At 62.9% G+C, this 26,011-nt stretch carries 28 protein-coding genes; 14 read left to right on the top strand and 14 right to left on the bottom strand.

Annotation, left to right across the window (positions count from 1 at the left end; all coding sequences use genetic code 11):
* Window positions 1-44: 44 nt before the first annotated feature.
* On the top strand, window positions 45-389 hold the full coding sequence (locus tag IVB40_RS11140) for a response regulator (RefSeq protein ID WP_027566639.1): 345 nt from the start codon (window positions 45-47) through the stop codon (window positions 387-389).
* Between the two features lie 299 nt (window positions 390-688).
* Complete coding sequence (locus IVB40_RS11135) at window positions 689-2,239, top strand: FAD-dependent monooxygenase (RefSeq protein WP_247818881.1); 1,551 nt, start codon at window positions 689-691, stop codon at window positions 2,237-2,239.
* A gap of 437 nt (window positions 2,240-2,676) precedes the next feature.
* Here the strand turns inward: IVB40_RS11135 and IVB40_RS11130 are convergent, their stop codons facing one another.
* Window positions 2,677-4,050, bottom strand: a complete 1,374-nt coding sequence (locus IVB40_RS11130) for a hypothetical protein (protein WP_247818880.1) — start codon at window positions 4,048-4,050, stop codon at window positions 2,677-2,679.
* A gap of 196 nt (window positions 4,051-4,246) precedes the next feature.
* Between IVB40_RS11130 and IVB40_RS11125 the strand changes: the two genes are divergently transcribed.
* Window positions 4,247-4,459, top strand: coding sequence for a hypothetical protein (locus IVB40_RS11125; RefSeq protein WP_247818879.1), 213 nt, complete (start codon window positions 4,247-4,249; stop codon window positions 4,457-4,459).
* A gap of 469 nt (window positions 4,460-4,928) precedes the next feature.
* Here the strand turns inward: IVB40_RS11125 and IVB40_RS11120 are convergent, their stop codons facing one another.
* A complete protein-coding gene (locus IVB40_RS11120; protein ID WP_247460938.1) occupies window positions 4,929-5,705 on the bottom strand; it encodes a DUF4261 domain-containing protein in 777 nt (258 codons plus the stop codon).
* 505 nt (window positions 5,706-6,210) lie between these two features.
* Here IVB40_RS11120 and IVB40_RS11115 point away from each other — a divergent pair.
* Window positions 6,211-6,411: a hypothetical protein gene (locus tag IVB40_RS11115; protein WP_027566628.1), complete on the top strand. Its 201-nt coding sequence runs from the start codon at window positions 6,211-6,213 to the stop codon at window positions 6,409-6,411.
* Entirely contained in the window at window positions 6,408-6,614 is a 207-nt protein-coding gene (locus tag IVB40_RS11110) for a hypothetical protein (protein WP_247290462.1), read from the top strand. The genes IVB40_RS11115 and IVB40_RS11110 overlap by 4 nt, the downstream gene beginning before the upstream one ends.
* On the opposite strand, the gene IVB40_RS11105 is transcribed toward IVB40_RS11110, so the two are convergent.
* Window positions 6,608-6,877 carry a hypothetical protein gene (locus tag IVB40_RS11105; protein ID WP_027566626.1) on the bottom strand — a complete coding sequence of 90 codons (270 nt, stop codon included), beginning with the start codon at window positions 6,875-6,877 and terminating at the stop codon, window positions 6,608-6,610. The two genes, IVB40_RS11110 and IVB40_RS11105, sit on opposite strands and share 7 nt — an antisense overlap.
* A gap of 321 nt (window positions 6,878-7,198) precedes the next feature.
* Between IVB40_RS11105 and IVB40_RS11100 the strand changes: the two genes are divergently transcribed.
* Window positions 7,199-7,759 carry a hypothetical protein gene (locus tag IVB40_RS11100; RefSeq protein ID WP_247460940.1) on the top strand — a complete coding sequence of 187 codons (561 nt, stop codon included), beginning with the start codon at window positions 7,199-7,201 and terminating at the stop codon, window positions 7,757-7,759.
* 128 nt (window positions 7,760-7,887) lie between these two features.
* Here the strand turns inward: IVB40_RS11100 and IVB40_RS11095 are convergent, their stop codons facing one another.
* Complete coding sequence (locus IVB40_RS11095) at window positions 7,888-8,136, bottom strand: hypothetical protein (protein WP_247460941.1); 249 nt, start codon at window positions 8,134-8,136, stop codon at window positions 7,888-7,890.
* Between the two features lie 630 nt (window positions 8,137-8,766).
* Between IVB40_RS11095 and IVB40_RS11090 the strand changes: the two genes are divergently transcribed.
* Window positions 8,767-9,543 carry an EAL domain-containing protein gene (locus tag IVB40_RS11090; protein WP_247818878.1) on the top strand — a complete coding sequence of 259 codons (777 nt, stop codon included), beginning with the start codon at window positions 8,767-8,769 and terminating at the stop codon, window positions 9,541-9,543.
* A 19-nt stretch (window positions 9,544-9,562) separates the two neighbouring features.
* Here the strand turns inward: IVB40_RS11090 and IVB40_RS11085 are convergent, their stop codons facing one another.
* Window positions 9,563-9,739, bottom strand: a complete 177-nt coding sequence (locus IVB40_RS11085; protein ID WP_247290468.1) for a hypothetical protein — start codon at window positions 9,737-9,739, stop codon at window positions 9,563-9,565.
* A gap of 257 nt (window positions 9,740-9,996) precedes the next feature.
* On the opposite strand from IVB40_RS11085, the gene IVB40_RS11080 reads away from it, so the two are divergent.
* Window positions 9,997-10,200 carry a hypothetical protein gene (locus IVB40_RS11080; protein ID WP_346283288.1) on the top strand — a complete coding sequence of 68 codons (204 nt, stop codon included), beginning with the start codon at window positions 9,997-9,999 and terminating at the stop codon, window positions 10,198-10,200.
* Window positions 10,201-10,218: 18 nt separating this feature from the next.
* Here IVB40_RS11080 and IVB40_RS11075 read toward each other — a convergent pair whose 3' ends face one another.
* Together IVB40_RS11075 and IVB40_RS11070 are read right to left on the bottom strand one after the other, a co-directional pair.
* On the bottom strand, window positions 10,219-10,422 hold the full coding sequence (locus tag IVB40_RS11075; RefSeq protein WP_027566621.1) for a hypothetical protein: 204 nt from the start codon (window positions 10,420-10,422) through the stop codon (window positions 10,219-10,221).
* Window positions 10,423-10,876: 454 nt separating this feature from the next.
* Window positions 10,877-11,113 carry a hypothetical protein gene (locus tag IVB40_RS11070; protein ID WP_247818877.1) on the bottom strand — a complete coding sequence of 79 codons (237 nt, stop codon included), beginning with the start codon at window positions 11,111-11,113 and terminating at the stop codon, window positions 10,877-10,879.
* A 270-nt stretch (window positions 11,114-11,383) separates the two neighbouring features.
* Here IVB40_RS11070 and IVB40_RS11065 point away from each other — a divergent pair, with 270 nt between their 5' ends.
* Together IVB40_RS11065 and IVB40_RS11060 are read left to right on the top strand one after the other, a co-directional pair.
* Complete coding sequence (locus IVB40_RS11065) at window positions 11,384-11,569, top strand: hypothetical protein (protein ID WP_007612773.1); 186 nt, start codon at window positions 11,384-11,386, stop codon at window positions 11,567-11,569.
* A gap of 283 nt (window positions 11,570-11,852) precedes the next feature.
* Window positions 11,853-13,139 carry a divalent metal cation transporter gene (locus IVB40_RS11060; RefSeq protein ID WP_247818876.1) on the top strand — a complete coding sequence of 429 codons (1,287 nt, stop codon included), beginning with the start codon at window positions 11,853-11,855 and terminating at the stop codon, window positions 13,137-13,139.
* Window positions 13,140-13,293: 154 nt separating this feature from the next.
* On the opposite strand, the gene IVB40_RS11055 is transcribed toward IVB40_RS11060, so the two are convergent.
* Window positions 13,294-13,482 (bottom strand): hypothetical protein, encoded by a 189-nt coding sequence (locus tag IVB40_RS11055; RefSeq protein ID WP_027566617.1) that lies wholly within the window; start codon window positions 13,480-13,482, stop codon window positions 13,294-13,296.
* A 175-nt stretch (window positions 13,483-13,657) separates the two neighbouring features.
* On the opposite strand from IVB40_RS11055, the gene IVB40_RS11050 reads away from it, so the two are divergent.
* On the top strand, window positions 13,658-14,872 hold the full coding sequence (locus IVB40_RS11050) for a mandelate racemase/muconate lactonizing enzyme family protein (RefSeq protein ID WP_247290489.1): 1,215 nt from the start codon (window positions 13,658-13,660) through the stop codon (window positions 14,870-14,872).
* A 6-nt stretch (window positions 14,873-14,878) separates the two neighbouring features.
* On the opposite strand, the gene IVB40_RS11045 is transcribed toward IVB40_RS11050, so the two are convergent.
* The 4 genes from IVB40_RS11045 to rocF form a co-directional block, all read right to left on the bottom strand.
* Window positions 14,879-15,175, bottom strand: a complete 297-nt coding sequence (locus IVB40_RS11045) for a hypothetical protein (RefSeq protein ID WP_035961179.1) — start codon at window positions 15,173-15,175, stop codon at window positions 14,879-14,881.
* Window positions 15,176-15,272: 97 nt separating this feature from the next.
* The gene (locus IVB40_RS11040) at window positions 15,273-15,815 is read right to left on the bottom strand and encodes a cytochrome c (RefSeq protein WP_247818875.1); all 543 of its coding nucleotides are present in this window, start codon (window positions 15,813-15,815) and stop codon (window positions 15,273-15,275) included.
* A complete protein-coding gene (gene soxC, locus IVB40_RS11035) occupies window positions 15,802-17,073 on the bottom strand; it encodes a sulfite dehydrogenase (protein ID WP_247818874.1) in 1,272 nt (423 codons plus the stop codon). The genes IVB40_RS11040 and soxC overlap by 14 nt, the downstream gene beginning before the upstream one ends.
* 161 nt (window positions 17,074-17,234) lie before the next feature.
* Window positions 17,235-18,212, bottom strand: a complete 978-nt coding sequence (gene rocF / locus IVB40_RS11030) for an arginase (RefSeq protein WP_247436804.1) — start codon at window positions 18,210-18,212, stop codon at window positions 17,235-17,237.
* Window positions 18,213-18,456: 244 nt separating this feature from the next.
* On the opposite strand from rocF, the gene IVB40_RS11025 reads away from it, so the two are divergent.
* On the top strand, window positions 18,457-18,741 hold the full coding sequence (locus IVB40_RS11025) for a hypothetical protein (RefSeq protein ID WP_007612789.1): 285 nt from the start codon (window positions 18,457-18,459) through the stop codon (window positions 18,739-18,741).
* Between the two features lie 12 nt (window positions 18,742-18,753).
* On the opposite strand, the gene IVB40_RS11020 is transcribed toward IVB40_RS11025, so the two are convergent.
* A complete protein-coding gene (locus IVB40_RS11020; protein WP_247818873.1) occupies window positions 18,754-21,495 on the bottom strand; it encodes an EAL domain-containing protein in 2,742 nt (913 codons plus the stop codon).
* 59 nt (window positions 21,496-21,554) lie between these two features.
* The gene (locus tag IVB40_RS11015; protein ID WP_247818872.1) at window positions 21,555-22,835 is read right to left on the bottom strand and encodes a FecR family protein; all 1,281 of its coding nucleotides are present in this window, start codon (window positions 22,833-22,835) and stop codon (window positions 21,555-21,557) included.
* Window positions 22,836-22,964: 129 nt separating this feature from the next.
* On the opposite strand from IVB40_RS11015, the gene IVB40_RS11010 reads away from it, so the two are divergent.
* Window positions 22,965-24,761 carry a POTRA domain-containing protein gene (locus tag IVB40_RS11010; RefSeq protein ID WP_247818871.1) on the top strand — a complete coding sequence of 599 codons (1,797 nt, stop codon included), beginning with the start codon at window positions 22,965-22,967 and terminating at the stop codon, window positions 24,759-24,761.
* 153 nt (window positions 24,762-24,914) lie between these two features.
* On the top strand, window positions 24,915-25,745 hold the full coding sequence (locus IVB40_RS11005) for an alpha/beta fold hydrolase (RefSeq protein WP_247818870.1): 831 nt from the start codon (window positions 24,915-24,917) through the stop codon (window positions 25,743-25,745).
* Window positions 25,746-26,011: the final 266 nt, after the last annotated feature.

The raw sequence follows: 26,011 nt of genomic DNA, 5'->3' as shown, positions 1-26,011 counted from the left end.
CACCAAGGCGGGCGCGTTTATTCCTTCAGGAGGAACATTCTGCGATGAGCCACACCGTACTGGTTGTTGACGACGATCCCGGCGTGCTCGATGTCCTTGTGGGCATGCTGGAAGATCTCGGCTGCGGCGTCATCAGCGCCAATAGCGGCCCGGATGCGCTCGACCGGCTCAGGCAGAACCAGGACATCTCCATTCTCATCACCGACATCAACATGCCGGGCATGGACGGTCACGAACTCGCCGAGCTGGCCAGACGACGCCGCCCGGAGCTGAAGATCCTGCAACTGTCGGGACGTGAACCCCGGCGCGACGGCCTTCCCATGATCAGAAAGCCGTTCTCGTTCGAGGAACTCGCCAGCACCATGCAGCGAACCACCGGCATCTGCTGAAGGTCGCAAGCCCAAGACGTCGCGGGAAGACGTCGCAAGGAGACGTCGCAACAAGACGTCGCAAACCCAAAACCCCAAAACAAAACCCGCGGCGGATCGCGTCCGCGCGGGTTGAACCAAACTCTTTTCGACGATGGCATTATGCCGGTGTTTTGCCCGACGTGTCAACGCGCCGAACGCGGACAAAGGATTTCCCTCTCCCCACTCAGATATGTGGTGTGCAACGGGCTTGCTTCAAGCCCCCGACCCTGCCGTAGAACCCTCGACCCGAACACCATCCAAACCCGAGGGGTCATCACATGCCTGTACTGCTTCCGACGTCCCGGACGCGCGACCACAGCAAAGGGCCCGGCGCCCGGCGCGCGCAGGATCACGTGCAAGACCGCGTGAAAGACCACGCGGTGGTGATCGCCGGCGCTGGCCCGACGGGCTTGATGCTGGCCGCGGAGCTCGCGCTCGCGAACGTCGACGTCGCCGTGGTCGAACGGCGCGCCGATCAGGAACTGGTCGGCACGCGCGCCGGCGGCTTGCACGCGCGCAGCATCGAGATCCTCGACCAGCGCGGCGTCGCGGATCGTTTCCTGCGCGAAGGACAAGTCACCCAGCTCGCGGGCTTCGCCTGGACCAGGCTCGACATCAGCGATCTCCCCACCCGGCACGCTTACGGGCTCGTACTGCGGCAGAGCCACATCGAGCGCATCCTGGCCGACTGGGTCGGCGAGCTCGCGGTGCCGATCTATCGAAACCGCGAGATGACGGGTTTTGCGCAGGACGAAACCGGCATCGACGTGACGCTGTCCGGCGGCGAGACCTTGCGCGCAAATTATCTGGTCGGCTGTGATGGCGGCCGCAGCCTGGTGCGCAAGGCCGCCGGCATCGACTTCGCAGGCTCCGATCCGACGCTGAGCAACCTCATGGCCGAAGTCGAGATGCGAGAGGAGCCAGCATGGGGTCTGCGTCACGACGCGCTCGGCTTTCACGGCCTCAGCAAGACCGAGAGCGGACGCGTGCTGGTGGTCGTGACGGAAGCGACGCTCGATCGCACGGGCGCGCCCGGTCCGCGCGATCTCAGCGACGCCCTCGTCGCCGTCTACGGCACTGATTTCGGCCTGCAGAACCCGTCCTGGATCTCCCGCTTCACCGATGCGGCACGGCAGGCCGTGTCCTATCGCAAGCGACGCGTGCTGCTCGCCGGCGATGCCGCGCATATCCATCACTCCGTCGGCGGACAAGGCCTCAACACCGGCGTGCAGGACGCCGTCAATCTCGGCTGGAAGCTCGCGCAAGTGGTCAAGGGTTTGTCGCCCGAAACCCTGCTCGACAGCTATCACGCCGAGCGCCATCCCGTCGCCGCGCGGACCTTGCGCAACACCATGGCGCAGATCGCCCTGCTCCGCCGCGGCGAGGACGGCCTCAAGGCCGCGCGCGAAATCGTGTCCGAGCTGCTCGCGATGGACGCGCCGCGCCAGCGTTTTGGCGCGATGATGAGCGGGCTCGACGTGCACTATGATCTCGGCCAAGGACACGCGCTGCTCGGGCGGCGCATGCCCGATCTCGACCTCACGGTCGAAGGGCGTCCGCTGCGACTATTCACGCTGTTGCGCGGAGCGCGCGGCTTGCTGTTCAATTTTGGCGACAAGAACAGCTTCGATACCGCACCATGGGTTGATCGCATCAAGACAGTGGATGTCGAACACGACGGCGCCTGGGAGCTTCCGACCGTCGGACAAGTCGCAGCACCAAGCGCCGTGCTGGTGCGGCCGGATGGGCACGTGGCCTGGGTGAGAGATCAAGGCCATGACGGACTTGCGGACGCGCTGACGAGATGGTTCGGGGCGCCTGCGGCGTAGCGAGAAGCAGTGCACCCGCCCATGAAACAACAGCCCGCGGTTCGCCGACGGCTGTTGAGTAACAGGTTTTTGGAATGCGACTCAAGATTCGGATGTTGCACCGCTCGTCGGCCTCCGATCCGGCTGGGTTTCCCGCCAAGCCAAATGCCAGAACCGGCCTTTCCGATTCATATGCTAGCCCATCGGCGTCCATTGCGGCCATCCGGTGCCTGCACCTGCTTCAACGCGAGTTTGACGCCCTTTCGCTTCCGTGCTCATGCCTCATCCTGCGAACTCAGCTAAAGCTCTTCATAATCGGCATCGAAATTATTCTTTGCCCGAAGTTGCCGAGAACGCTGACTGCACCCGAAAGCCGGCCTATTATGCTCAGACTGAGTTTTGTCGTTCATGACTCAGAGCCGACCTCGCGTCTCTTAAGGTGACAGCCACTCAAAGGCTTACGCTCGTCGGCCTTCACTGGACGTCGAGGCACGCTGCGACTCCTTCAGGAGCCGCACCGTCATAGCAGTGGTAAGAGCTGTGGCGATCAGGTAGGCAGGGGACATGTTCCATCCGCTACCTGTGACCACTAAATAGCACAGCAATCCCGCGGCCGACACGGCGAAGCCAAGCCAGGCAAGCTTCGGAAAATGAAATCCACGTCCGGCGCGCCAGAGATCAAGCACAAGGTAGAACGCGAGAAAGGTATTGCATAGCGCTGCCGGCGGTAGAGCCATAACGATGCCGCGATCGAAAGCGAGATAGGACATTACACCGTCGACTTGAGCAATAACCGCGAACGGCAGATAGCGCAGATTGATGCAGGACAGGGCGATCGACGTAATCTCGAACGGGTAAAAGTATCGCTCATGCATCTTCGGCAGCAGGTAGGGCATGAACATGAGTGATGCACACGCGACGAGCAGAACAAACTCCGGCCCCACCCGCTTGGACTCCGCTATAAAAATCGATAAGGCAAGTCCGCATGCCGCTGTCAGCACCAAGCCGACGGCGACACCGGTCGTGTACGGTACGCCTGCGGCGAAGATCCAGATGTTCGCTGCACTTATGAAGAGACGATCAAAAGTGTTGGCCTGGTCCACATAGACCCCCACCACGGAGACCAAGGATCTGCCCGCGATGAGAACCGGAATGGCGAGGACCATATAGACCCCGGGGACCGTTGCGAGCCATGCCAGGTGGATCCGGCGGCGCAACATCATACCCAACAAGAAAGGGCCCAAGAATACGCCCTGGGCCTTGACTGAAAAAGCCACCGCGAATGGCAGAATGCCGTTTCGGTCTCGCATGAACAGCGTCACGGAAACCAGCGTGAAAAAGGTCCAGATCGAATCGGCCTGCCCCCACAATGCACCATTGAAGATCACCGTAGGGGCAAGCCAAACCGCGCAGAAGGCTAAGGACGCGCGCAATAGCACCCTTGTAGTGCGCCAGACCATCTGGGCGACAACGATGGCGCAACCGAATTCGAATACTGCCGAGATCATCTTCACGAGGGAAAGTGGCTGGCCAAGCCAATCAAATTGCGCGGCGATCAGGAGGAGATAGCTAAAAAACGGGGTGTAATTGGTGAAAGGATCGGCCAGCGCGCCGATACCGTGATCACGAGCAAAGGAATACCACGGGATCAGGAACTGAAAGGCGTCGACGGTGGCGTGCTCCCGGGTGAGGTAACGGAGCACAAGGCCTGCAAACCCGCACATTATTACCAAGGCGATCGCAAGCGGCCATTTGGTGAGCAAAGCCTCGTCTGGACTGTTGCAGCGCGCGGGCCCCGGCGACGTGCCGATCTGAATATTCTCTTCTGTCACGCTGTTACTGATGCTGGTGATTTCTTCAAGAACGAGACGAGATGTCAGAGCTTCATGTTGCGATCAACCTGTAAGTGTAGCTCGTTAAAGTAGCGTAAAATAAGTTGCGCAATTCGATGATTACCCTTAAAAGGATTGTTTGGTTAACCCACGAGGGGCAACCATGAACGCGAAGACGAACGCCAGGCCGCCGTAGATGCCTGCCGATCAGGCGCCGCCGGCAGACGCAAGCGATGCTGTAACCGAGCTGGACGGCGTCGAACTCAACGACTCCAAGCGCCAGCGCATAGGCGAGATCAGGGCGGCCGAGGCCGCGTTCCCCGATCTGATCGCCTTCCTTCCGCCTAACTGCAACCCGACCCGCGAGTTCGACCTTTCCAACACCAAGGTCAAAGAAGCCGTCATGTGAGCAATTAAGGGTGTGGTCGCGCAGTAAAGGCACGTTCGGAAAACTAGCCCGTCTGTTCTGGAGGCATCATGTCAAACCTCTAGCGCCCTGGTACACCCTTCAGGGCAGTAGCTGCTAGCCACTCCATCAGGGGAAGAGCACTGCAAGAACGCCGTCGACGAAGGCCTGACACTCAGCGTGCGTTTTGAAGGCGCCCTTGTACTTGCCGAACAAGAAAACCGTTCGGCCGCGTCCCTTTCCGAAGAAGTATTGGCCCACGTGCTGGCCGGCTCCATCTTTGAGTTCAATGGCTAGGAGACTCTGGGCTGATTTGAGGTCCGCTTGAGGTAGCTTAATCTGCACGATATTGCTCCCAGGATGAGCTGCCCCGACAGTTTAGTATGACTCGCACTGACTATGCATCACGGCTCTGGTGTCCGTTATCCTGAATGAGGCGCGCGCAACTCTCTTCGCGTATCGTTCCACTCAATTAAGTCGAACCATCGGTACAGAAAAGAACGGGTAAGCCTTCAAATCGATCGGAGTCCTTGTAACGAGCCGAGAAGCGCTCGCGCGAGTCCCGACCAAACGTATCACCGTCTTTGACTACAAGCCCGTGCTCAACCAGATAGACGGCAAGGCCGTCCACCTTGTTGACCAGCGCTGGAAGTGTCAGCTTGCGGGTCTCGAACTCGATTTCACGCTCAGCGAATGCTGACAGACCCATCGTTACTGCTCCGATGCCTGTCTCTGATCGGAACGGCAATATGTCCACCCACAGTGAGGAAGGATAGTCTGGATACGGCGCAAACGATCGGCTGGACATGTCCGACCATAGTTCGGCGGATCGTGCGACCTTGCCATTCCATACAACGGCGCAACATTCCGGCACCGTCGCAATCAATGCGCCGATGACAGCCGTCGTCAGACGAGCGGCGGACAGCGGCTGCTGGCTTTGGCCTAGCACAGAGACGATCAGATGCCCTCGATGTCGCGCCGCGGCCGCCTTCGCCTGCGGCCATGTCGTGGAAGCGCGCGACCACAAGCCGGGATCGTCGGGAATGCGCGCCGGCATCGACATGACGGCAACAAGCTCGTTGCCACAGCGAATGAGCGGCGAGTTTGCCTCAGCCTGTTGCGCGTCTCCGTTCTCCGCAACATCAGTTGCCAGCTCCGGATGTCGCGCGCGGAGCGCCTTGGCAAGTGCCGACATGTCCGGCGTTGCAGGCGTGTCCAACAGGACCAAAGCGAGCAGTGAATTGCTCATCGGCTATCGCGCAGAAATTTTGGGAGCGAGACCAGATACATTTGCTCCCCGCCCAGAGGCTGAACTTTTACTTTCCTAGAACAAAACACGAACATTGTCAAGTCATCCTCTTCGCCAGCATCGGCTTGCGGGCCACACGCACGTTGTTCTGAAATCATCTCGCGCGTGATGATGTCATCGGCTTTGCTGCGCCGAGCTCGGCAGCGCTTGCGCCGGCGCAGAGGTCTCACATCCCGCGCTGATCTTCCGGCGCGTCCCTTCCCACGCGAGCTGAGCTGGCTTTGTTCAAAAGTGAACATTGGAATCGCAGGCACTCAAGTTGAGCAAGTCCCTCAACTGGCTCAACCCGCTCTCGCAATTTAATCCGCCGACATATCATATGCTGTGTCTCTCCCTCAAACGCGGGGCGTAAGCTTTATCCATCACCGCAAGGCAATTGGCGTCGACCGGTGATGAGAACGCCGAAAAAGCGCTCCCACCCCGCACACGAACGAGGGAGACGTGCATGCCGACACGACGACGATTCAAGCAGACCACGACACTCACCGAACGGCTGGCCGAGGAGGCCGCCCGGCTGCGCGAGGAAGCGCGCACGCTGGCACCGGGGCGCCGCCGCGAGATGCTGCTGCGCCGCGCGCGGCAGGACGAGACCGCCATGCACATCGACGCCTGGCTGCAATCGCCCGGGCTGAGGGCACCGTCATGATGCAGCAATATCGCGCTTATCTGGTCGGCGACAACGGCGTGTTCCGCTCCGCCGAGGCGTTCGAGGCCGCCTCCGATGCGAACGCCCTCACCTTCGCGCAGCAGTTCACGCGGCACGGCAAGGTGGAGGTCTGGCAGCTCGGCCGCAAGATCGCCGTGCTCGAGTCCGACTCCTACCCGCCGGAATTTCTCACGCGTCAATGATCGCGTGATGTCGAGGGCGGCCTGAAGGTCTCGATCGCGAACGAGAACTTGACCTGCATCACGGGACCTTTGGCATCGCGAACGTCGATCGCCATGGTCTGCCTGGCACCTGCGGGAGGCGCGGAGAGGATGGCATCGCGCGCCATGTCCGCGACCGACTTGGCGGCCTCCGCCTGAACGGCGCGCGCGCTGGCCAGCTCCAACCCTTCCTCGTCGAGCGCTACACCGGTGTCGTCGCGCAGGTCGAAATAATATCGGGGCATTGCAGCATCCTTTGCCCGTAATAGGCCCGAAGCGGACAAAGAGTTTCCGGCGGCCCCGAAAAAATCTGGTGGAATCAACAGGTTCCGGGAACCCGGCGTTTCCCGACCGGCGCCTGCACTTCGCCTGCGTGTACCCATCTCAGGTCGATCCGGCAGGCAACGAGCGCCGGCCGCGCCGCCCCTCCCCCGTCATCTCTCATTCCAACGAAGGAGGATTTCGCCTGCTGTGTGCGCGGGGTCACGGATGCACGCGCCATGTCCGCCTATCACTCATCCCACGACGACGGCATGAGACAAAACAAACAACCAGACAGGTGGACCATGACGAAGACCCTGATGATCACGAAGATGGCGGCAGCGATCGTGTTGGCCAGTGTTGCGGCAGGCGTTGCGAGCAGCTCGGCTCAGGCCGGCTGGGGCGAGAACGGACAGTACGGCAACGCGCCGCAGGCGCGGCCCCAGTTCGGTCCCCATTTCAACGGCTATGGCGGCAACGGCGGCCAGCGCCCGGTCGTCTATCCCGGCCCCCGGCCGATGCCCCAGGTCAACGTCTATCCGCGGCCCGCGCCGCCGGTCTATATCCCGCCGCAGGTCGTGGTCCGGCCGGTCCAGTATCCGGTTGTCGTGAACAGGCCGGTGTACGTTCCGACGCCGCAGGTGGTGGAGAAGACGGTGGTCGTGCAGCGGCCCGCCACCGTAGTTGCGGCACCGGTCGCGGCGGCTGCGCCCACTCCGGTGGTCAACAACAACTGCAACTGCCTCGTGAAGGAATATCCGCAGGCCGGCGTCGTGGTGTTCAGGGATATCTGCACCAAGGAAAGCGCGACCTACACCAACCTGCCGCAGCAGACCACGCAGGCCGTGCTGCCGCCGACCCAGTAATCGCGGGAGCCGGGCTCAGGATACGATGACCAAATCGAACGCGGCAGCATCGCCTGTCGCGTTCGTGTCTCTTCTTGAAGCGAAAGCGACAGGGGCGAAGCGACAGGGGCGAAACGACATTCGGCCCTTCACTCCTCCGCAAGCTTCCCGACGATATAGGCATCCACCGTTTCGGCGAACGAGCGCTGCACGCCGACCGCGGTCCCATGCTGCTCGAGCGCGTCGCGCTGGAGCACGCGCAGGCCGCGGCCGCGCATGCAGATTGGCGCCGTGTTCAGATATTGATCGATGGCGCCCTTCGCGAGCGGGATGGCCTTCGGGTCGCCCCTTGCGATCAGAAGCCGCAAGAGGCTCTGGCATTCGGCCAAACCTGGCATGGGGATCAGCGCCTCACGCGCGCGATTTCGCCGGCCGCTTGACCGGCTGGGTGTGGGTGCCGAACAGCGCCAGCAGAAACGCGACTTCTTCCTTCGAACCGACCTGGATCATGATGATCTCCTTTTCGCTAGGTTGGTCGGGCACAGCGGGCGGGGCGTTCGAGACAATCGGGTTTCAGCACTGTTTCAGGCGTGTTTCGTCGTGACGCGCGACCATGGTCGTCTGAAATAGGAACAGCTGTTCGGGCTAAAGGTTATCGGTGCGTCGGTCCGGATGCACGACCGGCTACCCCCCACGGCCTCAGCTCGCCCCCGGGCTGGGGCCGTTTCTTCCCCGCGCAATTCAACCCGAGCGCGCGTTCTGGTCTCGCATGGGCTTCTCCCAGGACAGCTTGTTGCAGCCGGAACACCGGAAGATGGCAATCGCCCCCTCGGGTGAGCTGACCGCGTCGATGAAGGTCATGGGCTTGTTGCACGCGGCGCACATCGGCCGCTGCCTGGTATCTCGGTTCGCCATCCGCGCAAACGCGGGACAGAGCAGGAGGTTTCTATCGTTCTGCTCTTCGCTGTTCGTTAACGCCTGCCACCTAGTTTTTCCCGCGGCGCTTGAGAGGGCTTGGGGTTCGCGTGATGGCTGTGAAGTGTGCGGGATGTGCCGACGGGACCGAGCTCCCGTTCCAGTTCAAGATGGCGTTTCAGCCGATCGTCAACGTCGTCGAGCACCGCATCTGGGGCTATGAGGCCCTGGTGCGCGGTCCGAACGGCGAAAGTGCGCATAGCGTCCTTAGCCAGCTCACCGACCAGCAGCTCTATCGCTTCGACCAGGCCGCACGCGTGCTGGCGATTGAAACCGCAGGCGCGCTGTTCGACGATCCGGAGGCGCGGCTCTCGATCAACTTCCTGCCGAATGCGGTCTACGAGCCGCGCGCCTGCATCCAGAAATCGCTGGAGGCCGCGCGCCGCGCGAGCTTTCCGACCTCGAATTTGATGTTCGAATTCACCGAGAACGAGCGGATCAGCGATCCCGCCCATATCGAAAACATCGTCCGCGCCTACAAGGCCTTCGGGTTCTGGACCGCACTGGACGATTTCGGCGCCGGCTATGCCGGCCTCAGCCTGCTTGCGCGGTTGCAGCCGAACCTGATCAAGATCGACATGGAGCTCGTGCGAGACATCCAGCTCAGCCATCCCAAGCAGGTGATCGTCTCCGCGGTGGCCGCGATCGCGCGCGAGCTCGATATCACCGTGCTGGCCGAAGGCGTCGAGAGCGAGGCCGAGCTCACGGCCTTGCGGGCCGCCGGCATCGCGCTGTTCCAGGGTTACTACTTCGCCAAACCAGGCTTCATGTCGCTGCCGCAGGTTGCGGGACTCCAGCGGCTGGATGTCTCGATTGCAAGTGCCTCGTGAAGAACGGTGGACGAGGTCTCTATTGTTCTGGAGGCTCGGGATGCCAGATCTTCGGCACCTGGTGCTGAAGCAGCGCCATTGACGCCGCGATCTGCTCCCGGGAACGGCGCAGCATCTGCCGCGTCGTTTGGCTTCCATCAAGCTGATGCGTTTTCTGCCGGTCGAGATACGCCTCGAATTCCTTGCTGGTGAGCATGACAAGCTCCCGTCTTCCTGCTCGATGGGCGAAGTAGGTCAAGAGATGATTGCGGACAGTTCAGAAGTGAACTTAACGAGATCGGCGACCAGATACGGCAGCACGCGAGACCATGCATGTCTCCATCGACTTGGGCTGCTGTTTAACCCACGGCCATCGAAGGCATATTTGAAAAGCACATAATTTGTTCCGAGCAGGGAACTGAACTTACCGTTTTCAGTTTTGGAGTCGTCGTCAACAGCTCAGGAGCGTGCGTCGTGATCGGGCATCGCCGCAGAGTGAAGCATACTCGTTCCCTGGAAGAGCGACTGGCCGAACTGGCCGCCCAGTTCAAAGACCTGGCCAATCAATTACCCGCAGGCGCGGAGCGCGACAGTCTTCTCAGGCGGGCACGCCTGGCGGAGACGTCCGCGCACATGAGCGATTGGCTGAAGTCCCCAGGCTTGCAGGCGCCAAAGTAATGCCATCGGCCCGGTGTGTCATGGGTGATCGGATCGTGCGCGCTTCTGCGTGACTAGGCGCAGCGCGATGCCGTGCTGCCAGGCTCGCACCCTCACGGCCGCTTCGCTGCGACCAAGCTCGCCGGCGATCTCGTCCGGCCGCCAGCCGGCTTCGGCCAGCGCCGTCAGCCGCTCGTGCTCTTCCGCTGTCCACTTCTTCAACAACGGGTAGCGTGATTGCATGGTCGGAAGCTGTCTCGCTCTGCGTGGTCGACGCAGACGAAAAGCGCGCGAAACAAGCGAAGTTCCTATGCGGCGTTCCTATGCGACCCGCAAAAGGCCATCCTGCAGGTTGGGCGGAAGCCGGGGACCGCCCTCACTCAGATCCAGACGTCCTCGCGGCACGAGTCGCAGCGATAGATCAGGATCGAGCAATCGCGCCTCACGTCGAAGATCGAGGTCAGGCAACGCGTCCCCCTCTCGCATTTAGGGCAAGCCGGCCCCGGCCTGAAATGCTGATCCGGCCTCGTTGCCGGGCCCTGCTGTTCGCTGCTCATCTCATCCCTCATTGGAGGACCGAGTTCCTAAGTGCCAAAGTGGACATTCGTTCCAATGGCGCGGGCGGTGCTTGTGGTAGAAGCGAGGGCCTAGACGCCCCATGATCGCGCGCGCTGGTCATGGGCTTTGTCCTGAACCATCAAGCGGGTTTGTCCTGAACGATCAAGCCGGCTTGCTGTTGGCGGGCTCCCCCCCCCCCGTCTAGGCTCTCGAGTGTGGAGATGCGCGCGGCGCGGCGGGCCAGCTCGTCGTAATTTTCCGCCACCTTGCGCAGCACGTCCCGCGTCTCGGGATATTCGCAATTGTCCGCCTTGGTGCGGAATTCTTCCGCCCGCATCCGCCAGTACCGCGGAGGGTGCATCCGCTCGGCGCCCATGGGCCACTCCCCTCAGTTGGTCCAATTGTTCATGTTCGTTAATGGAGAGCGCGTCCAACAGTTCCCGCGCAGATATTCCATTCCCGCTCGCACGTCCAGATTGCGCAGCAAACTGCAGCCGACGGCGGCATCCCGGGGGGACGGGTCAACTTTAGTTCAAATGCAGCAGGGTGAATTCGGCAGGATGCAATGGGTTCGCGCCATGCTGGGACGCGTCCCTTGACAGGTCCCTTGCGACAGACGCAAGGGGGTAGCTCGGAGAGATCGTCGATGTATGTCGTCGCCGCCGCATTGCTGGTGCTGTCCGGACTGTTCTACTCCGCGAGCCATCACGAGATCGGCTCGTTTGGCGTCACCATGTGCACCTATGGCAGTGCGTTCTGCGACAACCCGCTGATCGTCTTTTCCGGCGCCGCGCTGGCCGGCGCCTGGGGCATGTTCGTCAGCATCAAATAATCGACCGCACTCTCTGCGGGACGAACACCTTGCTGGTGTCCGTAATACGGGGGTTGCGGAATGCGCGACAGCCGTCCATGGCCGCCCGGTTGCGCCCGGGGATGCGCGCCAAAGCGGGCACCGGGTATCCTCCGATGATGCACTTATACAGGTGTTTTGCCCGACGAGTCAAAGCCGATTAGCTTTATCCGAATCGGATGAGACGCCCGCTCACCTCCGGCGCGGGAACCTTGTTCCCTGATTAGCATTTGTGAAGGACGCGCCCGACCGAGGTCCTCCTGCCATGACCGACAGTGCCCTCACCGCTACGAAATCCGCGCCGACGCTGTTGCAGAGGCTGGGGCCGGGTCTCGTCACCGGGGCGGCGGACGACGATCCGTCCGGCATCGCCACCTATTCGCAGGCCGGCGCGCAATTCGGCTACGGACTGCTCTGGACGGTGTTTCTGACCACGCCGTTCATGATCGCCATCCAGCTCGTCAGCGCCCGGATCGGCCGCGTCACCGGCAAGGGGCTCGCCGCCAACGTCATGCAGATCGCGCCGCGCTGGGCGGTGCTGTCGCTGGTCGGCATGCTCGTCGCCGCCAACACCTTCAACATCGCCGCCGACATCGCGGCGATGGCGGAGGCGCTGTCGCTGGTGATCGGCGGCCTCAACCACGAGCACGCGCTGATCTTCGCGGCGGGCTCGACCCTGCTGCAGGTGTTCCTGCCCTATCGGCGCTATTCGCCGGTGCTGAAATTTCTCACCTTGGCGCTGTTCGCCTATGTCGCGACCGCCTTCACCGTCAAGATCCCGTGGAGCACGGCGCTGCTCGCGGCGGTGTGGCCGAAGACGAATGTCAGCGCCGACTATTTCATGATGGTCGTCGCCGTGCTCGGCACCACGATCAGCCCGTATCTGTTCTTCTGGCAGGCCTCGCAGGAGATCGAGGAGATGAACCAGGGCAAGCGCGACAAGCCGCTGCGCGAGTTGAAGCGCGGCGGCAGTCCGGAGCTGGCACGCATCAGGTCCGACACCATCGCCGGCATGCTGCTCTCCAACGGCATCGCCTTCTTCATCATCCTCACCACCGCGTCGGTGCTGCACGCGAATGGCGTCACCAACATCAATTCGGCGACGGAGGCCGCCGAAGCGCTGCGGCCGCTCGCCGGCGACTTCACCTTCGCCCTGTTCGCGACCGGCATCATCGGCACCGGCCTGCTCGCGATTCCGGTGCTGGCGGGCTCGGCCGCTTACGGCGTGGCGGAGATCTTCGGCTGGCGCGCGACGCTGGAGGCGAAGCCCGACGAGGCGGTCGGCTTCTACACCATCATCGCCGCGGCAACCATCATGGGCTTCGGGCTCGGTTTCACCGGGATCGATTCGATCCACATGCTGGTCTGGAGCGCCGTGCTCAACGGCATCGTCGCCGTTCCGATCATGGCCATGATGATGCTGATCGTGTCGAGCAAGGCGATCATGGGTCGCTTCAAGGGCCGCTCATGGCTGGTCGCGCTGGGCTGGCTCGGCACCGCGCTGATGGCGCTGGCCGTGCTCGCTTTGCTCGGCTCGTCCGCGATCGGCTGACCAGCCTTTCACTAACCTTGCGACAAGGCGGCCGAGATCTGCGAGGCGATGACGAGGGCCGCGAACACGGCCGGCACGCTGATGAAGCGCAGGAATTGATCGATCGAAAGCATCGCTGTCTCCCCAAGACAAAAAAGCATCTCCGCCCGCCGCGCTATTCCACCCCGTGCGCGACGTGCTGATCGGCCGTCAGAAACTGATCGGAAATGGCGGCTCCACCCATCGTGAGCAGCGCTAGGATCGAAATCACAGCCAGAAATTTCATGGCCGGAGGGTCGATCCCGATTGTGGCCAAAAACGTCAAAGCATGGTCCCTTTTCAGGACGATCCCGGGAAAGATCATGGCTGTCCCCACTGGATTCCCCGACCTTTCCCGCCGAAGAAAGGCGGCAAAGCGCCCCCGGCGCAGCCCCCCCGGCTTCACTGCGCAGGGCCATTAGCTTAACAGTTGCGGCTGGAGCGGGGCTTGCGAGCCGGCCAAACAAAAAAAAGGACCCAGCCGGGTCACAGGGAGCGACATGACCAGATCATCAAAAGCAACGAGTCTTGAAATTCTCGCCTGCGACGCCGGCTGGCGAAACTACCACTTCGTCAAGCTGACGACCGAGGACGGCATCGTCGGATGGAGCGAGTTCGACGAGGGCTTCGGCTCGCCTGGCGTCGGCGCTGCGATCCAGCGCCTGTCCGCCCGCGTCGTCGGGCAGAACGTCTTCCGGCACGAGCGCATCTACGCAGAGCTGTTCGCGGCCACGCGTCCCGCCGCCGGCGGCGTGGTGGCGCAGGCGCTCGGCGCGATCGAGAATGCGCTGCTCGATGCCAAGGCGAAGTGTCTCGGTGTGCCCTGCTACGAACTGCTCGGCGGCAAGATCCGCGACCGTGTCAGGGTTTATTGGTCGCATTGCGCGACGTGGCGGATCAATCATCCGTCCTGGTACAAGCCGCCGATCGAGAACCTTGACGGCGTCAAGGCAATGGGACGCGAAGTGCGCGAGAACAAATTCACCGCGCTCAAGACCAACATCTTCTCCTACGACGACGGCAAGCCAACCGGTTGGCGACCGGGCTTCGGCTCGCCCTTCGCCCCCGAAATCAACGTCGATCGCAAGATCCTGCGCGACCTGCGCATGCATCTGGAAGCGATCCGCGACGGGGCGGGCCCCGACGTCGACATCCTGCTTGACTGCAACTTCAACGCCAAGACCGAGGGCTACCTGAAGATCCTGCGCACCATCGCGGATTTCGACATGTTCTGGGTCGAGATCGACAGTTTCAATCCGGAAGCGCTCGGTTACATCCGCAGGCAAAGCCCGCATCCGATCTCGTCCTGCGAAACGCTATTGGGCTTGCGGGAATTCCTGCCCTATTTCCGCGAGCAGGCCATGGACGTCGCGATCATCGACACGCCCTGGAACGGCGTCTGGCAGTCGATGAAGATCGCAGCCGCTGCTGAAGCGTTCGAAGTCAACGTTGCCCCACACAATTTCTACGGCCATCTTTGCTCGATGATGAACGCGCATTTCTGCGCCGCCGTGCCGAACCTGCGCATCATGGAGATCGACATCGATCGCCTGGCGTGGGACCGCGAACTGTTCACGCATGAGCCCGAAATTCAGGACGGCCATCTGGTCATTCCGGACCGGCCCGGCTGGGGTACCGATCCGAACGAGGAAGCCCTTCGGGCGCACCCGCCAAAGACCAGCGGCGGATTGCTCAACTACGGCCGCAAAGGCTAGAGCGTCTTACGGCGTCACTGGATTGACGGTCGGGGACGTCTTGGGCCCCGGCCGCTCCGGCTCGAGCGGCGACTTCTGTTCGGTCGGGAGCACTGCGGCGCCTGCGGCGCGTGCGGCCTCGCCCGTGGTCGCATACATCGCAACGTGAGCAGGCTGCGTCTTGGCCCGATTCCATGGTCCGTGATCGACGATCAGCATCGCAGCAATCGTCACCGCGGCCACAATCAACGCGATCACGCCGGGATGGCGAAGCGCTGAGGACATGGAATTTGCGAAGCGATCCGTTGCCATCGTGGAATCCATAGGTTTTTCCTCTCGCAGGTTAATGCAATCGGGTCCTGCGAGTTCCGCCCTTGGCGAACGTAAGTTCCAAGCAGGGAACCTGAGCGCCACAAGGCATTCAGTGTTTCACATCCGGCCGGGTATCGCCGACGAACCGGTCGCGGTTCGGCATCTTGACCGCCGCAAGCGAATTGGCATCGAGCGTCGCATCCGCTCCCACCAGCCCGTTCAGGTTCAGGATGTACGCCGACACCGCGTAAACCTCCTCATCGCTGAGCGATTGCGGCGCGTTCTGCGGCATCGCACGGCGAATGTAGTCGAACAGCGTCGGCGCATATGGCCAATAGCTGCCGACGGTCCGGATAGGCTTTGGCGTTGCTATCGTGCCCTGCCCACCGACGAGCCGATCACCCAGCCCGCCCTCGCCCTTGTCGCCATGGCATGATGCACATTGCTGGGCGAACACCTCGCGCCCATGGCTGACCGAGCCGCTTCCCTTCGGCAGATTGCTGCCGTCGCGTCCGATGTCGATATTCCAGCCCGCGATCTCCGCAGCCGTCGCGGGGCGTCCGAGGCCGTACAGGCTTTGTGCTTGCGCTCCGCTCGCGAACGCACACAGCAAGATGACGACAGCAATGCCGCAAGTCTCACGCCAGCGCATTGGTCACCTCGCCGTCGGCCGCGATGCGCCACGGCCAGATCGCGTTGTTGTGGTAGAAATAGTTCTCGCCGCGCACCGCGAGCAACTCGGAAAGCGTCGGCTGCACATAGCCGGTCTCATCGATGGCCCGGCTCTGGATCACGGCAGGCTTGCCGTCCCACTGCCAGGGCAGGCGAAAGCGTGTCAACGCTCGCGTCAGCACCGGCTCCTGCAATTGCGCCGGTTGCCAACTCTTTCCCTCGTCGACGGACACTTCGACGCGCGCGATCTTGCCATGCCCGCTCCAGGCGATGCCGGTGATCTCGTGGAAGCCGGGCGCGCCCAGGCGTTGGCCGCCGGAGGGCCTCGTGATGATCGACTTCGCCTCCATGTAGAACGAAAATTCACGCGCGGTGCCGTCCGGCAGGAGGTCAGTGTATTTCGAGGTCTCTTCGCGCGAATAAACCGGCTCCGCCGTCACATGCAGGCGCCGCAGCCACTTCACGCTCATATTGCCCTCGAAGCCCGGCAGGAAGAGCCGGAGCGGATAGCCCTGCTGCGGGCGAAGCCGCTCCCCGTTCTGGCTGTAGACCAGCATGGCGTCCTCGAGGCATTTCTCGATCGGAATGCTGCGGGTCAGCGCAGCCGCATCGGCGCCCTCGGCGACGACCCATTTGGCATCCGGCTTCAACCCGGCCTCCTGCAGCACTAGCTTGAGGCTGACGCCGGTCCATTCTGCACAACTCACCAGACCCACAAGGTCTGACGCGGTCCTGCCGTAAGGCTTGCTGTAGCCGGGATTGCCGGAGCATTCGAGAAAGTGGACACGCGATTCCGACGGGAACCGCCTGAGATCGTCCATTTTGAAGATCAGCGGGCGCTCGACCAGCCCGTGCAGCATCAACCGGTGCTGGGCCGGATCGATGGTCGGAACGCCGCCGTGGTGACGCTCGTAGAACAGTCCATTCGGCGTGATGATGCCATCGAGCTCCTGCAACGGCGTCCGGCTGGAGGCCGAGATGTACTGTTTGAGAGTCTTCGGGATGTTCTTGACGACGCCCTTCTCGAACGACGATGGCGCGCCATAGAGCTGGCCCCCCGTCGGTTCGCCCGGCGCCTTCATCCATTCGGGAATGTTGGGTGGAAGGTTGTCGGCCCCGGCGGCAACCGATGCGCCGGCGCCCAGGACGGTCCCACCCGCCACCGCAGCGCTGCCACGCAGAAAGCGGCGGCGAGTCGTGCCCGCGGATTTGTCGTCGGCGTCGAAGGTGCGGCTCATTTGCGGATCCTCGGCTGAAGCGCGATCCGCATGAAACATTCTGCAACGAGCATTTGCAATTCGCAGCCATTTCAAAAACAGGCGATTTCCATCTGGACTGATCTAAATCCGGTGGCAGCGACGGCAATTCTCTTCTTCGCAACGCACAAACGGCTCGTCCCTCACTCGCCCGGCGCGATCGCGTTGCTCGGGGTCGGCCGGTCGGCGATCTGCTGGCCGAACAGGCTGCCGATCAGTTCGACCGCGGTGCGCGCGGTGCGGCCACGCTCGTCGAGGAACGGATTGAGCTCGACGATGTCGAGTGAACCGACTACGCCGGAATCGTGCAGGAGCTCCATGATCAGATGCGCCTCGCGATAGGTCGCTCCACCCGGCACCGTCGTGCCCACGCCAGGTGCGACGCAGGGGTCGAGAAAATCGACGTCGAAGCTGACATGCAATACGCCGTTGCTGGCCCTGACGCGCTCTATGACGCGGCGGATCAGCACGGCGACGCCGAATTCGTCGATCTGGCGCATGTCGACGACCCTGATCCGGCGCGTGCGCATCAGCTCCTTTTCGAGCTTGTCGATCGAGCGCGCGCCGAACAGGTCGAGCCTGTCGGGATCGATCGAGGCGCGCGGATCGTCGCCCAGCAATCCGTCGAGGCCGGGTTCGCCGCAAAGGAATGCCGCCGACATGCCGTGCATATTGGCAGTGATGGTCGTCTCCGGGGTGTTGTAGTCGGCATGGGCATCGAGCCAGAGCACGAACAGCTCGCGTCCGCGCTCCTGCCAGTGACGGGCCATGGCATTCACCGATCCCATTGACAACGTGTGATCGCCGCCGAGAAAAATCGGCAGCGCGCCGGTTTTCGCGATCTCGTAGCCTCTGCGGCTCAGCACGCGCGTCCAGCGCTGAATTTCGCGGTAGTGATTGGCTTTGTCGGGGGCCCTGTCTGCGAGGTCCCGGAGCTCGGCCACCGAGAGATCGCCGTAATCGACCACCTCGAAATCCAGGCTCTCGAGCAGTGTCGCAAGGCCGGCAGTGCGGAGCGCCGCAGGGCCCATCAGGGTACCGCGCTGCGAAGCCCCCATGTCGATGGGAGCGCCGAGCAAGGCGATGCGCCGGGCTCGATCCGTCGTGGTCCGGTCGGTCACAGCTGTCTCCTGACATCAGCAAGATTGAGCCAGCCTAACAGAGATTCGCATCCGTCGTTTCACGGGGGCGGGTCCGCGCAGGGGCGGATCGTTTCGGAACAAAAGCCCGCGCGCCGAATTGCTCATTCAAGGCCGGTACCCGCCGTAAAAACCACGGCGCCTGTCGCGGATAGCCAAAGGTCATCTGACCCGCTGTTCAGAACGAGCGCTCGCGCGGATAGCCAAAGGTATCGGCCTCCGTCACATGATCAGCCCGGAGGTCGCGCACTTGAGCACGGAGATCCCGCAGTCCACCTCACATCCCGGCATGGCCGAGCGCGCCATCGATGCCGCGACGGACGTATCCCGCACCATCGGTGAAGTCGCGGGTGGCCTGCATGCAGCTGTCGACCGCATGACCTCCGCTATCGACGAAGCGCGAAAGCCGGGCCGGCCCCTCGCGACCGTCGCCGCGATCACGCGCGAAGCGCCGCTCGCCAGCCTGTTCGTTGCTTTCCTGTTCGGCGTCGCGGTCGCGCGGCGGCGCTAGAGCAACGTATGTTCAGGCCGCACTGACGGCGGCGCACTCGGCTGCGAGGAACTGCCGCTCGAATGCTTCCGCCGGCATCGGACGGCCGAAGAAATAGCCCTGGCCTTCCTCGCATCCCATGCTCACCAGGAAGTCGGCCGTAGCGCGATTCTCGATGCCCTCGGCCACGACCGTCAGTCCGAGCTGTTTGCTGAGGCCGATGGTCGACCCGACGATCGCGGCATCGTCGGAATTCGCGAGCAGACCGAGCACGAACGACCGGTCGATCTTGAGCCCGTCGAGCGGAAACTTCTTCAGATAGCTCAGGCTCGCATAGCCAGTGCCGAAATCGTCGAACAGAACGCGGACGCCGAGCTGCTGAATGCGCTTGAACATGTCGAGCACGCGGGCTTCGTCGTGAAGCAGGATGTCCTCAGTGACCTCAATCTCGAGCAGCGACGGTGTGAGCCCCGTCGCTTCGAGCATCCCCGCAACCGAATGGGCGAGGTCGCCGGAGTGAAGCTGCGAAGGCGACAAATTGATCGCGACGCGCACTCTGTCGCCGGACAATTCCCAGGCGCGTGCCTGCCGGCAGGCGGTCTCCATCACCCAGTTTCCGATCCGCTCGGACAGGGCTGAGCTGTTGACCACCGGCATGAACTCTCCCGGCGAAACGTAGCCGCGCACGGGATGCCGCCAGCGGATGAGCGCTTCGGCTCCGACCAGGCTGGCGTCGATCAGGCGAACCTGGGGCTGGTAGAACAGCTCGAACTCGCCGCGATCCGCGGCAAGCGCCAATTCGCTCTCCAGCGTCAGGCGGTTCTCCAGCTCCTGCCGGATCGCGCTCTCGAAGACCACATGACCGCCGCGCCGCGTCAGCTTTGCCTTGGTCAACGCAAGATGGCCGTTGCTCAGGAGATCGTCGGCGTTGTGTCCGCCTTCCGGATGGACCGCGACGCCGATGCTGATCCTGACGCGATGCTGCCGCGTGCCGGTCGCAAGCGGCGCTTCGAACGCGCGCGCGATGCGCTCAGCGAACTCTGCGATCCGCTCGTCGCCATCGGCCCCTTTGCGCGCAATGGCGAATTCGTCTCCGCTAAGCCGGGCAACGATAGCGCCGTCGCCTGCCTGGGCTTTCAGGCGACCCGCGACCGCCTGCAGCACGAGATCTCCGGCGGAATGACCCAGCATGTCGTTGATGCTCTGGAAGCCGTCGAGCCCGATCACGAGCAGCGCGACCTCGCAAGGACGCTGCGCTGCATCCGCGATCATGCCGACCAGTCCGGCATGCAGCGTGTTGCGGTTGACCAGACCGGTCAGCACGTCGTACTCGGCGAGATATCTGACGCGTTCGGCCTCGCGCTTGCGGACCGAAATGTCGCGCAGGATGGCTCCGTACTGGAAGCCGTCCGTTCCCTGCCAGCCCGAGAAGCTCGCCTCGACCGGGAAAGTTTCACCGTTCTTGCGCCGCCCTTCGAACTCGACGACGACCGCCCCGCCGGGGACCAGGAGGGCCTGGCGCGCGGCATCGCGCATGGACGGCCTCGCGTCACCGTCCACTGACACGGCGCACAACGTTTCGAACGGGCGGCCGATGATCTCGGCGGGCATATAGCCGAAGATCGCACTGGCGCCGGGATTCCACACGGTGATCAGCTGACCTTCGTCGGTGCAGACGAGGCCATCGCCAAGCGACATCGCGATACGATGAAAGCGGCTTTCGGCGATGCGCCCCAGCAGACCGCGGAAATCGATTTCGTCGAGTGCGATTGCCGTCAGATAAGCGACAATCGCGATGTGGAACAGCGATGTGTCGATGATGAAGGGCCATCTTGCCTGAACGAGGATCGCAACCAGCTCGAAGGCCGCCCCGGCCGAGATCAGGATTGCGACGCGAATTCCCGAAGCGAAGCGGCGCCACGAATACATCATCAGCAGGCAGATCACCGCGAGACCCAGGATCATGCCGGTATCGGAAGTCCAGCGCAGCATCCGGTTCTGGAGGATCGATTCCGCTGCCAGCGCCTGGAGGATGGGTCCGGAGATGATGCGGCCATTTGGAACGCTGAAGCGGTCGCCGAGTTCGAGCGCCGTCGCTCCAATGATGATCTTCTTGTCTCTCAGCCTGTCGAGAGTGGCCGTGTTGCCGCGGAGCACGTCGACATAGGAGACACTTGGAACGGAGCCCGCCCGAATACTGAAATCGATCAGGAACGGCGGCCGCCGATTGGCGTCCTGCCCGGCCAATACGACTGCCATCGACGGCATCAGGGCATCGCCGAGCTTGTCGCCGAACGGATATCGGCGAACGAGCCCGTCGGATTCAATCCCGACATTGACCAGCGCGGGCCACGACTGGTTGCCGAACGGCTTCAGGGGACGATTGATGTGAGCTGCGCCGCCATTCGGCGCCGGCTGCTTGAAGGACGGCAGGATGGTCGAGCCGCCGGCCTCACGCAGCGCGTTGACGAAAGCCTCGTCGGAGGCCGCATCGGATGGCGAGCTGAAATCGACGTCGAAAGCGACGTCCTGTGCCCCCGCAGCCTCTAACCTTTGCAACAGTTCCGCGTGCAGCCGGCGCGGCCAGGGCCATACCCCGATCTGGTCGATTGAGGGCGCGTCAATGGCCACCACGACGACGTTGCCGCTCGCGGCGCGCGATTGCCAGGCGAACCGTAGGTCGGTCAGCGCGTTGCGAAGCGCACCATGCCACCCCGTCGACAGCACGATCGCCAGCGCGGACACGACTAGAATATGCGGACGATAGCGCTTCACTCCGGTCCTCCCGCGCACCCGCTTCTGCGGTTGCGCCCCCTCATCCCCAGGAAATCGCCTCAGTGCTTGTTGTGGCCAAAGGCATTGCCGTGGCCATTGCTGCCGTTGCCGCCGCCATTGCCGTTGCCGTTACCGTTGTTGCCCCTGCCGTTACCGGTGGCACCGTTGTTGCCGTTACCGTTGCCGGAATTCCCATTGCCGGAATTGCCGTTACCGGAGTTGCCGTTGCCGGGGTTGGTCTTGCCACCGGAATTTCCGCTGCCGCCGCCAGAGCCGTCGCTGGACGCACCGGCCGTGGTCGCGGCTATTGTCGTGCTCGCAGCCGACGAGCTGGTGCTGCCAGCCGTCACGCCGCTGCTCGTGGTGACCGCAGTCTGGACGGTGCTGTTGGATGCGTTTGTGCCCGATTTCGAGTCGCTCCAGACCGTCTCCGTGCTGGCGTGCGCGTTGCGCACCTGTCCGGGGGCACCGCCGCCGTGGGCGAGCCCGTGCGTGACCTTGTGGACGTTCAGCTTGACCTCGCCGAGCGAGTTCGAGATGCGTACGACGCCGGGCTTTGCAGCACCGCCCTTGGACGCGTGAGCTCCAGCCGCCTGTTGCGATGGCTTGAGCGCGCCAGCCGCCTTGGTGCCCTTATCGATCGGCCCGAGCGCATGGATCATGTGGCCATTCGCCCCGTTGCGCGGCGCCGGCAGGCCCGATTTCGGCACGGGGACGCGCTCGATGCTCGAGGCGCGTGGCTTGCCGTGCTCGATCGGATTGAAGGTCCCGGCGCCGCTCAGGCTGAGACCAGGCTTGCCATGCTCAAATACGGTGGCGGCCTGCCCCGGCAGGACCTGGGCGATCTGTCCCGTCTTGAAGTCGGAGACCTCGACCTGGCCGCGAAGCACGCCGACCTTGGTGCTGCCCGCGGCCACGGTGACGCTGAACTGGGTGCCCTTGACCACGGCGGCGAGATAGGGCGTCTCGACCTCGAAATGCTTGACGTTGCGCTTCTCGACCTCGAGCAGGATCGAACCTGCCTGCTGGATGATGGTAGTCGAGAGGCCCTCCTTGCTCTCGGTCGGCAAGCCGACCACCGAGTTGGGAGAGATCAGGATCGTCTCCTCGCCGCGGACGAGGAGCACGCGACCATTACGTCCGGTGCGAATGGTGTCGCCGGGCTTGAGCGCCTCCTGCTGATTCAACGAGACCTGCTGCGCGCCGCTGGTGGCGACCCAGACCTCGCCGGTGGCTTTGCCGACCGACCAGACGCCATCGTCGGCGGCGGATGCGCCGCAAGCCGTTCCCAGGATCAGCGCAGCCGCGAAGGCGCACCGCATTCCAATTTTGCTCAGCATGACGATCCTCAGTCCGCGTTACAGCCAGCCTGAGGGGTATCCGAAATCACTCAACATAGGATTAGCGGGAAGCGGCCAGCGGAGCGGTCGCGTTAACGGTTCATTGACCATAAAAAACTATGAAAAATCATGTGGCTAACGAACCCTTATCGCATCAGGGGCACATCTCCGTCGAACTACGGGGACAGGCGCATTGCGCGCGTCGGGAAGCGGCATCTCATTACCACATTGGTGCTGTTAGCCGCTTTTTTCACGGGAGTTCCTCAGGCTTTCGCACAACAGGCGAACCAGCCGGGCTTCGATCCGCGCCAGCCTGAGAAATATTTTGAAAACCAAACCGAGCGGGAATCGCTGAGCCGCCCTCCGGTCAGGCTGCCGACAGTCGGCCAGCCCAACACCGGCGGCGATACCAAGCCTCAGTTCGTGCTGCGCGGCATCAACGTCAGCGGGGCCCGGGCCGTTTCCCCCGATCGCATCGCCGCGGTCTATCAGCCCTATGTCGGCAAGAAGGTTTCGCAGGCCGATCTCGCCGTGATCGCCGGCGCGATCAGCGATCTCTACCGCGCCGATGGTTTTCACTTGAGCCGGGCGATCGTGCCGCCCCAAGACATTGCCGACGGCCTGCTCCGGATCCAGGTGGTCGAAGGCGCTATCGTGCAGGCCGAGCTGAAAGGCGACGGCGCCGAGCAGTTCGGCGTGAGGCCGATGCTCGGGCCAATCCTAGCCGAGCAACCGTCGCGCCTGGCAACGCTGGAACGTCAGCTCTTTCTCATCAACGGCAGACCTGGCGTCCGGATTACCGATACCGCACTGGAGGAGATCGGCACTGCAACCGGCCGATTCCGCCTCATCGTCTATTTGAAGACCTGGCACGTCTTCTCGTCGTTCGGTCTGGACAATCTCGGCTCATCATCAGTCGGTCCGTGGCAGACCTATGCGACCGGCGCGTTTAACTCCTACCTCACGCCCGGCGACACGCTGGCGGTCAATCTGTCGACCATCGCCAACGACCCCCGCCAGCTTGGCTTCGCACGGTTGTCCTACGATGCACCGGTCGGTGTCGACGGTGTGCGTCTCGGCGGGTCCGTCCTGTACAGCGCGGTTAGACCGGGCGATGCACGCCGCCTCGACAGCGACATCACCACGACCGAGGCGTTCGAGCTGCGTGCCAGCATCGTCCCATTGCAGTCGCAATCCTCCTCGCTGACCCTGACTGCGGCGACGACCTTCAGCAACGTGTCCGAGCATGACCTTTACGGCCCCTGGTACAATGACCACATCAGGACCGTGAGCCTGACCGCCGACTACCGGCTTCAGGACCATTTCGGCGGCACCAATTTCGCGACGCTGACCTACCGCCTGGGCCTCGACATCTTCGGTTCCTCGCATTTCGACGACGATCTTTTGTCGCGCGATGGCGCGTCATCGAACTTCTCGGTGCTAAACCTCTGGTTCACGCGCTACCAGACGCTCAACGACGTCTGGTCGCTCAAGCTTTCCGCTGCGAGCCAGACGGCGTCACGGCCGCTGTTCACCTCGCAGCAATTCTATCTCGGTGGCGCCGCCTTCGGGCGCGGCTATGGCGCAGCAGAGATCAGCGGGGACAACGGTCTTGCCGGCTCACTCGAACTGCGCTTCGACCAGAAGCTCAACTACCGCTACTGGACCGGCTATCAGCTCTATGCCTTCGGCGACGCCGGCGCCGTCTGGAACGACGGTTACCGCCTGAGCGACGGCCTGTCGCTGACCTCGGCCGGAGCTGGCGTGCGGTTCTTCCTGCCGGACGATTTCCAGGCCGATCTCGGCGTGGCCGTCCCCCTGAGCTACCGGGCGCCCGACAACGACCGCCGCAGCCCCCGCTTCCTGTTTACTCTGTCAAGCGCGCTGCGGCTATGCCCCGAACGCGGCAAGGGCGGCTGTCTCTAAACCCTTGCCCTTCCCGCCATGGCCCCGGGCATGCGGCTCTTTTGGGACGCGGCTCACAGACTTGCCTAAATTTAATCCCGTAACCTGCTCACGATCGCTCGATCCGGGAGTTCCCAATGGCCATGTTCAGTCCAAAGTGATTGAGACGGAACCATGAAAAAGGTTTTTGCTGTTCTGGCGTTTCTCTGCATCCTCGGCGTCGGCCAGTATTTCGTCGTCAGCCGGTTCGCGATCCGCCATGAGGTTTTGACCCTGTTCGACGCCGCGCGCCAGCGGCCGATTGCGGTCGAAATCGCTGTACGGCGCGATTACGAGACCAAGGCCAATCTCGGCCTCTGGAAGCTCCCGCTCGCCATCATCAGCAACGGCAATACCGTCAAGGCCACCGAATATTCCTTCCTCGCCAACGTGCTCGCCGCACGCGGTTATCTCGTCGCGAGCATCCAGCAGGATCTGCCGAGCGATCCGCCGCTGATGACCAAGACCGGCCAGCAATATGTCGGCCGGCGCGAGGTCTATATCCGCTGCGAGGCCAACATCCTTTTCACCTTGGGCGAGTTGAAGCGGCGGCAAGAGAACGCCGACTACGACCACATCACGCTCGTCGGGCATTCCAACGGTGGCGACGTTTCGATGTATGTCGCCCATCAGCACCCGGAATTGGTGTCGAAAGTGATCACGCTGGACAATCTGCGAGTGCCTTTCGTGCTTAGCGACAACATGAAGATCCTGTCGTTCCGCTCGAAGGATCCGCATTTCGTAACCGATCCCGGCGTGCTGCCGACGCCGGAGGAGGCCAAGGCGCGCGGCATCGACATTATCCACACCGGCGCGCAGCATACCGAGATGAGCGATCGCGGTCCCGATGCGGTCAAGGAGAAGATCCAGGCGACACTCGACCGCTTCCTGCGCGACAGCGCCAGCAGCGCGCTCGCGCCGGCCGATACACGAAGCCCGATGATCATGAACCCCGGCGACTATTAGTCCAGCACCTTTGCGGCAGATCAAGGCTGCGGCGAGCCGGCCACGCTAGAAAGAGCCTTGCCATCTCGGAGAGGCACCGTGTCGCACTCCATCGAAAGCCTTGGTACGAAAAGACTCGCTGCGACGAGCTTTGTCCTGCCTGCGGCAAGGACGCCGAGATTCGCCCGGCATCTCTATCGTTTGGCCCGCAAGCTGCTGCGGTCGATCATCGCCCGCATCGACCTCTCGCAGTTTCCGGGTTCGTGTTGCGGATGAGGACGGCGTCG

Source organism: Bradyrhizobium sp. 40, assembly GCF_023100925.1.
GTDB lineage: Bacteria > Pseudomonadota > Alphaproteobacteria > Rhizobiales > Xanthobacteraceae > Bradyrhizobium.
The sequence above is the reverse complement of the archived record's forward strand: the minus strand, read 5'-3'. Positions and strand labels throughout refer to the sequence as shown.

What these genes read in the sequence shown, in the direction of transcription:
- IVB40_RS11140 (WP_027566639.1), top strand. Translation starts at nt 45, where the DNA reads ATGAGCCACACCGTACTGGTTGTTGACGACGATCCCGGCGTGCTCGAT.
- IVB40_RS11135 (WP_247818881.1), top strand. Translation starts at nt 689, where the DNA reads ATGCCTGTACTGCTTCCGACGTCCCGGACGCGCGACCACAGCAAAGGG.
- IVB40_RS11125 (WP_247818879.1), top strand. Translation starts at nt 4,247, where the DNA reads ATGCCTGCCGATCAGGCGCCGCCGGCAGACGCAAGCGATGCTGTAACC.
- IVB40_RS11120 (WP_247460938.1), bottom strand. Translation starts at nt 5,705, where the DNA reads ATGAGCAATTCACTGCTCGCTTTGGTCCTGTTGGACACGCCTGCAACG.
- IVB40_RS11115 (WP_027566628.1), top strand. Translation starts at nt 6,211, where the DNA reads ATGCCGACACGACGACGATTCAAGCAGACCACGACACTCACCGAACGG.
- IVB40_RS11110 (WP_247290462.1), top strand. Translation starts at nt 6,408, where the DNA reads ATGATGCAGCAATATCGCGCTTATCTGGTCGGCGACAACGGCGTGTTC.
- IVB40_RS11105 (WP_027566626.1), bottom strand. Translation starts at nt 6,877, where the DNA reads ATGCCCCGATATTATTTCGACCTGCGCGACGACACCGGTGTAGCGCTC.
- IVB40_RS11100 (WP_247460940.1), top strand. Translation starts at nt 7,199, where the DNA reads ATGACGAAGACCCTGATGATCACGAAGATGGCGGCAGCGATCGTGTTG.
- IVB40_RS11095 (WP_247460941.1), bottom strand. Translation starts at nt 8,136, where the DNA reads ATGCCAGGTTTGGCCGAATGCCAGAGCCTCTTGCGGCTTCTGATCGCA.
- IVB40_RS11090 (WP_247818878.1), top strand. Translation starts at nt 8,767, where the DNA reads ATGGCTGTGAAGTGTGCGGGATGTGCCGACGGGACCGAGCTCCCGTTC.
- IVB40_RS11085 (WP_247290468.1), bottom strand. Translation starts at nt 9,739, where the DNA reads ATGCTCACCAGCAAGGAATTCGAGGCGTATCTCGACCGGCAGAAAACG.
- IVB40_RS11075 (WP_027566621.1), bottom strand. Translation starts at nt 10,422, where the DNA reads ATGCAATCACGCTACCCGTTGTTGAAGAAGTGGACAGCGGAAGAGCAC.
- IVB40_RS11070 (WP_247818877.1), bottom strand. Translation starts at nt 11,113, where the DNA reads ATGGGCGCCGAGCGGATGCACCCTCCGCGGTACTGGCGGATGCGGGCG.
- IVB40_RS11065 (WP_007612773.1), top strand. Translation starts at nt 11,384, where the DNA reads ATGTATGTCGTCGCCGCCGCATTGCTGGTGCTGTCCGGACTGTTCTAC.
- IVB40_RS11060 (WP_247818876.1), top strand. Translation starts at nt 11,853, where the DNA reads ATGACCGACAGTGCCCTCACCGCTACGAAATCCGCGCCGACGCTGTTG.
- IVB40_RS11055 (WP_027566617.1), bottom strand. Translation starts at nt 13,482, where the DNA reads ATGATCTTTCCCGGGATCGTCCTGAAAAGGGACCATGCTTTGACGTTT.
- IVB40_RS11050 (WP_247290489.1), top strand. Translation starts at nt 13,658, where the DNA reads ATGACCAGATCATCAAAAGCAACGAGTCTTGAAATTCTCGCCTGCGAC.
- IVB40_RS11045 (WP_035961179.1), bottom strand. Translation starts at nt 15,175, where the DNA reads ATGGATTCCACGATGGCAACGGATCGCTTCGCAAATTCCATGTCCTCA.
- IVB40_RS11040 (WP_247818875.1), bottom strand. Translation starts at nt 15,815, where the DNA reads ATGCGCTGGCGTGAGACTTGCGGCATTGCTGTCGTCATCTTGCTGTGT.
- soxC (WP_247818874.1), bottom strand. Translation starts at nt 17,073, where the DNA reads ATGAGCCGCACCTTCGACGCCGACGACAAATCCGCGGGCACGACTCGC.
- IVB40_RS11025 (WP_007612789.1), top strand. Translation starts at nt 18,457, where the DNA reads ATGATCAGCCCGGAGGTCGCGCACTTGAGCACGGAGATCCCGCAGTCC.
- IVB40_RS11015 (WP_247818872.1), bottom strand. Translation starts at nt 22,835, where the DNA reads ATGCTGAGCAAAATTGGAATGCGGTGCGCCTTCGCGGCTGCGCTGATC.
- IVB40_RS11010 (WP_247818871.1), top strand. Translation starts at nt 22,965, where the DNA reads ATGTGGCTAACGAACCCTTATCGCATCAGGGGCACATCTCCGTCGAAC.
- IVB40_RS11005 (WP_247818870.1), top strand. Translation starts at nt 24,915, where the DNA reads ATGAAAAAGGTTTTTGCTGTTCTGGCGTTTCTCTGCATCCTCGGCGTC.